Consider the following 8,760-nt stretch of genomic DNA (forward strand, 5'->3'; position numbering starts at 1 on the left):
GAGGGGAACCGTCCCATGTTTAGGTACATCCTCCAGCGATCGCTGACGTACCTCGTCATGGTCTTTATTACGACCACGATGGGTTACTTTGCAGCGGTTACTGCCCTGAAGCCTGCCCTCTTGGAGCAGGAAAAGGTTCCGAAGCCTAGCCCCGAGCAGGTGAACCGTAACTTCGCATCCCTGGGTCTCGATCCCGAAATGAACCCCTGGGACCGCTACGTTCAGTGGCTGACCAATGTGGTCACCAAGTTCGATTGGGGCCGTAGCCCCAACGGCGCGTACATTAACCAGGAATTTGGCCAGCGCGTGTGGGTTTCTACCCGCCTGCTGCTGGTGGCTACCATTCTCTCGATTGTGATTGGTATTGCCCTGGGTGTGTACTCGGCAGCTCGCCAGTACAAGTTCTCTGACCGTGTTATCACCGGTTACTCCTACCTGGTCTACATCATCCCCGCTCCCGTTGCTTACTTCGTGGTGCAGCAGGGCGCGACCACTATCAACAACATCGCCGTTGCTAATGGTGGAGAGAAGATTTTCTATGTGACCGGTATTTCGACTCCGGGTCTGACCGGATTCTGGGAAATCACCATGGATATGGCGGCGCACTACGTCGTGCCGACCTTCTGTATGACCATCTTCGGTTGGGCTGGTTACCAGATTGCACAGCGTCAGTACCTGCTCGATAACGTGAACGCTGACTTCGTGCGTACCGCTCGTGCTAAGGGCTTGACCCGTAACCAGGCGATTACTCGCCACGCACTGCGCGTCTCCTTCATCCCCGTGGCACAGTCCATCGCGTACCAGATTCCGATGATTTTTGCGGGTGCATTCTTCGCCGAGACCGTCTTTGCATGGCCCGGTATCGGTAAGTGGTCGATTGACTCCATTTCCGCGCAGGACGTGAACGCTGCGACCGTGACCCTCGCGTACGGTTCTGCACTGTTCGCTGTCGGTGCGATCATCGCTGATATCGCTACCACCATCGTCGACCCCCGAGTGAGGATCTCATGAGTCAGGTAACTGCAACTTCCTCCGTACCGGTGGTACAGGAGAACGGTGACTTCAAGGTCATCAACAAGAGCGTTATTATTCTGCGCCGCTTCCTGCGTAACAAGGCTGCAGTCTTCGGTCTGTGCGTGTTCATCGGCATGGGTCTGTTCGGTCTGTTCGGTAAGTACCTGACCAAGTACAAGCCCAACGACATTGACTACATGGCGCTGGGTGAAGGCCCCTCGGCCGAGCACTGGTTCGGTACCACCATCGCGGGTAATGACGTGTTCGCCATGATGTCTGAGGCCGTCTGGACCTCTCTCCAGATTGGTGTGGTCGTCGGTTTGGCCACTGTGTTCATCTCCGCAGTTTACGGTTGTGTGATGGCGTACTTCGGTGGCTGGATTGACAAGATTATGCTGTTCATCCTCGAGACCCTGATCATGGTTCCCTCGCTGCTGATTCTGGCAATTCTGATTAACGGTCAGGTTGGTAAGCAGATTCAGAAGAGCGTCCCCACCTGGGTTCTGCTCTCTGCAGTGCTGATTGCCTTCGGCTGGATGGGTAGCGCCCGTGTTATTCGTGCAATGGCGCAGTCCCTCATCAACCGCGACTTCGTGAAGGCTGCACGCTACATGGGTGTGCACCCCTTCAAGATTGTGATGCGCCACCTGGTTCCGAACATTGGCTCCCTGCTGGTTCTGAACTTCACCAGCGGCATCATGGGCGCTGTGCTCTCTGAGGTCGCTTACTCCTTCATCGGCATCGGTATTAAGTACCCCAACTACTCGCTGGGCTCGCTGATTTCGGATGCTTCGCAGCAGATTAACACCCTGCCGCACATGTTCTGGTTCCCGGTTCTGTTCTTCTTCCTGCTGGTTGGTCCGCTGGCCCTCATGAACGACGGTCTGCGTGACGCATTCGACCCGACTTCGATGTCGGTCGGTAAGATCAAGAAGTCCAAGAAGAACGAGAAGGCAGAGGCACCTGCTGCCGCTGCAAAGGAGGCGAAGAACTAATGAGTACCTCTCCCGTTCTGAGCGTTAAGGACCTCAACGTCCGCTTCAACACTGAGAATGGCGTCGTGCACGCTGTTCGCGGTGTGAACTTTGACCTGTACCCCGGTAAGACCCTGGGTATTGTGGGTGAGTCCGGTTCCGGTAAGTCCGTTGCTTCCATGGCGATCATGGGCCTGCACCCGACCACCGCTGACATCACCGGTTCGGTTAAGTACAACGGCACCGAGCTGCTGGGTCTGAGCGATAAGGAAATGTGCGCATACCGCGGCAAGGAAATCTCTATGATTTTCCAGGATCCGCTGTCCTCGCTGACCCCCGTGTACACCATTGGTGACCAGATTGCTGAGGTGCTCAAGGTCCACAACAAGGGCATGAGCAAGCAGGCTATCAAGGACCGTTCCATCGAACTGATGCGTATGGTGGGTATTCCTTCGCCGGCTGACCGCCTGCGTTCCTTCCCGCACGAGTTCTCCGGTGGTATGCGTCAGCGCATCATGATCGCTATGGCGATTGCGAATGACCCCCGCGTGCTCATCGCCGATGAGCCCACCACCGCACTGGATGTGACCATTCAGGCGCAGGTGTTGGAGGTTATGCAGAAGGCTCAGGAAGAGACCGGCGCAGCGACCATCATGATTACCCACGACCTCGGTGTTGTGGCTGGTATGGCTGACGACATTCTGGTGATGTACGCCGGTAAGCCGGTGGAGATTGCTAAGGCAGAGGACCTGTACAAGCATCCCTCCCACCCGTACACCATCGGTCTGCTGGGTGCGGTCCCGCGTGTGGACCGTTCCGAGAAGGTCTCCCTGGTTCCGATTGAGGGTACCCCTCCGAACCTGATTAACCCGGTGACCGCGTGCTCCTTCCGCCCGCGTTGCCCCATTGCTAAGAGCGGTGGCCAGTGCTGCCAGGACTCCAACGGCGAGCCCGATTTGCAGCTGCTGGAAGGCGTCGGCGAGGGTCACTACTCCTCCTGCACCATCTCTCAGGAGCTGGTCGGTAAGACCGCTGACGAGCTGTACCCGGTTCCGGAACCCCCGGTATCGAAGTACGACGGTATTCCGCGTGAGGAGCGTGCCCCCGTTCTGGAGGTCCGCAACGTCAAGAAGCACTTCCCGCTCATGAAGGGTGCGCTGATTAAGCGCCGCGTGGGCACTGTGAAGGCTGTGAACGGCCTGTCCTTCGACATTCGCGAAGGCGAGTGCTTCTCCATCGTGGGTGAGTCCGGTTGTGGTAAGACCACCACCCTGCTGGAAATCATGGAGTTCAACAAGAACACCGACGGTGAGATTCTGATTAACGGAACCTCCACCAAGGACGGCAAGTCCGCAGGTGAGATTCTTGAGCTGCGTAAGAACCAGCAGATGGTGTTCCAGGACCCCACCGGTGCTCTGGATCCGCGCTTCACCGTTTACGAGGTGCTGGCTGAGCCCCTGGAAAACCAGGGCATGAACAAGGCAGACATCAAGAAGCGCGTCATCGAGCTGATGCACATTGTGGGTCTGCAACCCGACCACGTGAACCGCTTCCCGAACCAGTTCTCTGGCGGTCAGCGTCAGCGTATCGGTATTGCTCGTGCGCTTGCCGTTAACCCTAAGCTCGTGGTTCTGGATGAGCCGGTGTCCGCACTGGACGTGTCCGTCCAGGCTGGTGTGATCAACCTGCTGGAGGAGTTGCGTGCAAACCTGGGCCTGAGCTACCTGATGGTTGCTCACGACCTCGCGGTGATTCGCCACGCATCCGACCGCGTTGCAGTGATGTACCTGGGTCGTATCGTTGAGATTGGTGACGTCGACCAGGTGTTCGACAACCCGATTCACCCGTACACCCGTGCACTGCTCTCGGCGATTCCGGTTCCGGATCCCGAGGTTGAGGCAAAGCGCCACCGCATTATGCTTGAGGGCGACCTGCCCACTCCGGTGAACGCGCCTAAGGGCTGTGGCTTCTCGAGCCGCTGCCCGGTCTTCAAGCTCCTGCCTGAGGACAAGAAGCGTCGTTGCCTGGAGGAGATGCCGGAACTGACCCACGTTGAGGGTGAGGATCACGGTTATGCTTGCTACTTCCCGGAGGCTGAGGCCGCTACGGTGTAGCTCTAGAGTCGGCTGAATAAGTCGCATGTGTGCCGAGGGGCGAATATTCGTTGAATATTCGCCCCTCGGGTTTTTTATGCCCGGTATCGGCGGGCTTGTACGTTGTTCGAGATTGTCACCTAGTGAGACGCTGGGAGCCGCAGAATGTGGCGCTAGGCACTGAAACGCCCCAGGAAACAGGCAAAACCGCCCTGACTAGGTATAACCTTTCTCACCATTCAAGATATGAATATTTATGGGCGGGCTTTCACGCGGGCAGTAAGCCATAATTAAGCCATGGGCACGCCGCTAGGGGCGTACCCGAAGGAACACATTCATAGACCGGCACTAATTCATCGCTCACCGCACCCTTTGGGCGGCGCATGAGCAGGGAATCCTTGACGCTTTCCTGCGGGATTATTGAGGGTCAAACGTATAAGAGGACACTCTCATGGAGAAGAATTTCATCCTGAACCGTCGTACCGTTCTCGGTGGCGCTGCAGCACTGGGTACCGTGGGCGTACTGGCTGCGTGCGGCTCGTCCAAGGACTCCAAGGCAACCACCCAGGGTGCAACCGTGGGCACCGATGCCAAGGAGCTTTATGACCTTGGTGAGGCAGCTGTATCTGAGCTGAAGGATGGCGGCACTCTGCGCCTGGCTATTCCCGGTATTGGTCCGGACTTCAACCTTTTCAGCGCGGACGGCAACTCCCTGTACACCCAGACTGCTATGAGCCCCGTAGCTTACGCAGGTCTGTGGCAGGGTGACCCCATGGGTAAGCGCACTCTGGCTCCCGATTTCGCGAAGAGCTTCGATGTTTCCGAAGAAAACGGTCTGCCCGTTGTCTCCATTGAGCTGAACCCCCAGGCTAAGTTCAACGACGGTACCCCCATCGACTACAAGGCTCTGCAGGCTACCTGGGAGGTCCTCAAGAGCACCGATGGCGGCTACAAGATTGGTACCAGCGGCATCTACAGCAGCATTGCTTCCGTGGAGCGCGACGGTGATGACTTCAAGGTGAAGGTAACTTTCTCCGCACCTTACTACCCGCTGGATACCCTCTTCGCTGGCATTATGCACCCGGCTCTGCTGGACAAGGAACTCTTCAACACTGGTTTCGTTGACAAGCCGCACCCCGAGTACTGGGTTGGCCCCTTCACCATTGCTGAAGGTGGCTGGAACTCCACCGAGAAGACCCTGACCCTGACCCGCAATGAGAAGTGGTGGGGCGAGAAGCCCGTTCTGGAGCGTATCGTCTTCCGTCAGATGGATTCCGCTGCTGAGCGCGCAGCATTCAAGAACGATGAGCTTGATGCGATTGGTGCTACTACTGTTTCTGCATACAATGAGCTCAAGGAAGTTGCTAACACCGAGATTCGCCGAGGCGCTCGCCTGTTCTCCGGTGGCGTGACCATGAACCCCGCCCGCATGCAGGATGTTGCTCTGCGTCGTGCTGTGGTTGCTGGTCTGAACCGTGAGGCTCTCGCCAAGATTCGTTTCCAGGGCCTGGATTACAAAGAGAAGCTTCCCGGCTCGATGATTCACATGCCCTTCAACGAGTACTACCAGGACGTTTACCCGACTCCGAACAACGATGCTGCTGCAGCTGCCAAGATTCTGGAAGAGGCAGGTTACACCAAGAACGGCGAGTTCTACGAGAAGGACGGCAAGCAGGCTGCCTTCAAGTTCTCCATCTTCGGTGAGGACCCCACCTCCAAGGCTGTCGGTCAGACCCTGGTTCAGCAGCTGAAGTCTGCAGGCATTAATGCTGAGCTTGACTCCCGTGCTGTTAGCGAGTTTAACAAGACCATGGCCTCCAAGGATTACGACGCAACCTCTTCGGGTTTCGCTCCGAGCTCCCCGGATGCTACCGAGGCTACCGAGCAGTTCTACATGCGCCGTAAGCCCGAGGAAGCCGGTTCCGATGAGATCAATGAGATGATTGCAAAGATGAAGCTCATTGCTGACAACAAGGAACGCAACCTGGCTTGCAACGAGATCGAGAAGAAGCACCTGGCTGAGTTCGCAGTGCTGATTCCGCTCATCAACGGCCCCGAGTACAAGTTCGTGAAGAAGGGTCTGCGCAACTACGGCGTGTCCCTCTTCCAGGGCACCGGCATTCACTGGGAGAAGGTCGGTTGGGCTAAGTAAGTCCTCTTCCCTTCACCTCCTAGGTGAATAGCCTAGAGCTATTGAAAGTGTCCACCCGGATTATCCGGGTGGACACTTTTTGCATTTCTCGAGGGGGTGCTTTGGGTGCTTTTATGTACCGATGCGGGGGAGCGGTGGCATAGCTATCCGTTAAAATCCGAAAAATTCGCGCAAAAACAGCGTATGCATAGTATGAATATCCAAAAGACACGATAAATATTAAGAAATATTGTAAAAATACTTGGTTTTCGATCCTGAGGCGCGCTACAGTGGAGTTATACAAAGTTATGCAGTACTCTGTATAAATAATCATTACTTCGGGGATACGGGATACGCCCGCCCGCACAAGACAGAAGGAAACCACTCCCATGACCGCCAAGACCGCATACACCGCGAGCAGCCACGAAGCGACCAAGAACAGCTTCAGCCGCCGCGCCCTCATCGGCGGCACCGCGGCTCTGGGAGCTGTGGGTCTGCTCAGCGCCTGCGGCAACGGCAGCGCAAGCTCTGAAAAGACCAAGGCCGCCGGCGCCGGTGCCAATATCGAAGACCTCTACAATATCAACGCTCAGGACGTGAACAGCCTGAAGAAGGGCGGCACCCTGCGCCTGCCCGCCGGATCCATCGGCCCGAACTTTAACTTCTACACCCAGAGCGGTAACACCAGCGATAACGTCAACGTTATGAGCACCATCAGCCAGGCGGGCCTGTGGAACCTCGACTTTGATGGCACTTACAAGCTAAATACCGACTTCGCTGTCTCCTTCGAGCACAGCAAGAAGGACGACAAGATTCAGGTTGCCGTCAAGCTCAACCCCAAGGCTGTCTTCAACGATGGCACCCCCATCACCTACAAGGCGCTCCAGTCCACCTGGAACATCTTCAAGAGCCTGGATAACGGCTACAACATTGTCACCAGCGGCATCTACGAATTCGTCGAATCCGTAGAAAAGGGCGAAGACGACTACAGCGCAACCGTCACCTTCTCCAAGCCCTTCTACCCGCTGCAGAGCCTCTTCTCTGAGATTCTGCACCCCGCACTGGAAGACGTCGAGCTCTTCAACAACGGCTTCGTGGATGCGCCCCACCCCGAGTACTGGGCTGGCCCCTTCACCCTGGCGGATAAGGGCTGGGACTCCACCGCGAAGACCTTCAGTGTTGTACCCAATGACAAGTGGTGGGGCACCAAGCCCCTGCTGGACAAGATTGTCTTTACCCAGATGGAGTCCAGTGCTGCGCGTGCCGCGTTCAAGAATGACGAAATTGACGCTATCGGTGCAAGCACCTCCTCCACCTATGCCGAGGTGAAGAACATTGCGGGTACCGAACTGCGTAAGGGCACCCGCCTCTACGCCGGCGGCCTGGATATCAATCCCCGCCGCGTCAAGGACGCTGCCCTGCGTAAGGCAATCTTCGTCGGCACCAACCGTGAAGCACTCGCAAAGATTCAGTTCCAGGGTCTGCCCTACGAGGAAGCTATTCCCGGTTCGATGATTCACATGCCCTTCTCGCCCTACTACCAGGATTCTTACCCGACCCCGAATAATAGTGTTTCGGAGGCGCAGAAAATTCTGGAGGCCGCCGGCTACACCAAGAATGGCGACTACTACGAGAAGGACGGCACGAAGGCCGGCTGCGCCGTGGTGGTTTTCGGTGATGATCCGACCAACAAGGGTAAGGCTCAGACCTTCACCCAGCAGATGAAGGATGTCGGCATTGAGATCCGGATCGATCAACACGCCGATAGCGAGTTCGCCACCATTCTGGGCAACTGGGACTACGATATTTCCTTCAGTGGCTACTCGGTCTCTGCTGACGCGACCGAGAGTACCAAGCAGTTCTACTACTCCGAGAACAACGAAGGTATTGGCAGCAAGGAAATTGACGCCCTCATTGATGCTATGACTCTCATTGAGGATGACAAGGAACGTAACCTCGCCTGCAACGAGATTGAGAAGAAGCACATGGCTGAGTTCGCCTTCCTGGGTACCATTACGAACGGTCCTGACTTTGTGATGGTCAAGAAGAATCTGGCTAACTACGGTCCGCACCTGTACAAGTCGATGGACTGGACTGCTGTGGGCTGGATGAACTCCTAGGGGTTCCTGCCCTATGAGCGGGTCGAATGCGTATGCGCGCATTCGGCCCGCTTTGTTGTGCCCGCTGGCTATTTTGGGAGGCGGGGGAGGGGCGGGTATGCAGAGATGTAGGAGGCTCTGGCAGCGTGCTCTGGCGGTGTGGATATATGCTCGGGCGTAATAATTTAGAAATATTTATCGTGTTGCGCACCTGCGGTGAGATATGTGGTGTACACTACTAAAAATATTAAATGTGGCTTAGAACATAGCTTTAGGTCACATTATTTTGCATGGCTTGACCTGCCCGCCCATCACCGCAGATAGCAGGCGCTCCTACAGGCGGAAACCCCGCCTCCCGAGCACGCGAGCCACCCACTCTACACTGCAAACACTGCATCAGCGCAGTCCACACCCACAAGGAGCCCATCATGAGCCCCCAGTCCCTCCCC

Annotated in this window: 5 protein-coding genes; all 5 read left to right on the forward strand. The window is 56.5% G+C overall.

All coding sequences use genetic code 11. From position 1 onward, the window contains the following. The first annotated feature begins 15 nt into the window (after positions 1-15). Complete coding sequence (locus HXO69_RS08120) at positions 16-1,011, forward strand: ABC transporter permease (protein WP_005507218.1); 996 nt, start codon at positions 16-18, stop codon at positions 1,009-1,011. After that, on the forward strand, positions 1,008-2,009 hold the full coding sequence (locus HXO69_RS08125; RefSeq protein WP_005507216.1) for an ABC transporter permease: 1,002 nt from the start codon (positions 1,008-1,010) through the stop codon (positions 2,007-2,009). The genes HXO69_RS08120 and HXO69_RS08125 overlap by 4 nt, the downstream gene beginning before the upstream one ends. Beyond that, positions 2,009-4,102 (forward strand): ABC transporter ATP-binding protein, encoded by a 2,094-nt coding sequence (locus HXO69_RS08130; protein WP_049361847.1) that lies wholly within the window; start codon positions 2,009-2,011, stop codon positions 4,100-4,102. Before HXO69_RS08125 ends, HXO69_RS08130 begins: the two co-directional genes overlap by 1 nt. 430 nt (positions 4,103-4,532) lie before the next feature. Next, positions 4,533-6,233 carry an ABC transporter family substrate-binding protein gene (locus HXO69_RS08135; RefSeq protein WP_296546429.1) on the forward strand — a complete coding sequence of 567 codons (1,701 nt, stop codon included), beginning with the start codon at positions 4,533-4,535 and terminating at the stop codon, positions 6,231-6,233. A gap of 368 nt (positions 6,234-6,601) precedes the next feature. Continuing rightward, positions 6,602-8,332 (forward strand): ABC transporter family substrate-binding protein, encoded by a 1,731-nt coding sequence (locus tag HXO69_RS08140; RefSeq protein ID WP_296546431.1) that lies wholly within the window; start codon positions 6,602-6,604, stop codon positions 8,330-8,332. The last annotated feature ends 428 nt before the right edge of the window (positions 8,333-8,760 follow it).

This window comes from Rothia sp. (in: high G+C Gram-positive bacteria), from assembly GCF_015265375.1.
Classification (GTDB): domain Bacteria; phylum Actinomycetota; class Actinomycetes; order Actinomycetales; family Micrococcaceae; genus Rothia.

Bases quoted from the DNA above. Each gene is read 5' to 3' on its own strand.
- HXO69_RS08140 (WP_296546431.1), top strand. From the start codon at position 6,602: ATGACCGCCAAGACCGCATACACCGCGAGCAGCCACGAAGCGACCAAG.
- HXO69_RS08135 (WP_296546429.1), top strand. From the start codon at position 4,533: ATGGAGAAGAATTTCATCCTGAACCGTCGTACCGTTCTCGGTGGCGCT.
- HXO69_RS08120 (WP_005507218.1), top strand. From the start codon at position 16: ATGTTTAGGTACATCCTCCAGCGATCGCTGACGTACCTCGTCATGGTC.
- HXO69_RS08130 (WP_049361847.1), top strand. From the start codon at position 2,009: ATGAGTACCTCTCCCGTTCTGAGCGTTAAGGACCTCAACGTCCGCTTC.
- HXO69_RS08125 (WP_005507216.1), top strand. From the start codon at position 1,008: ATGAGTCAGGTAACTGCAACTTCCTCCGTACCGGTGGTACAGGAGAAC.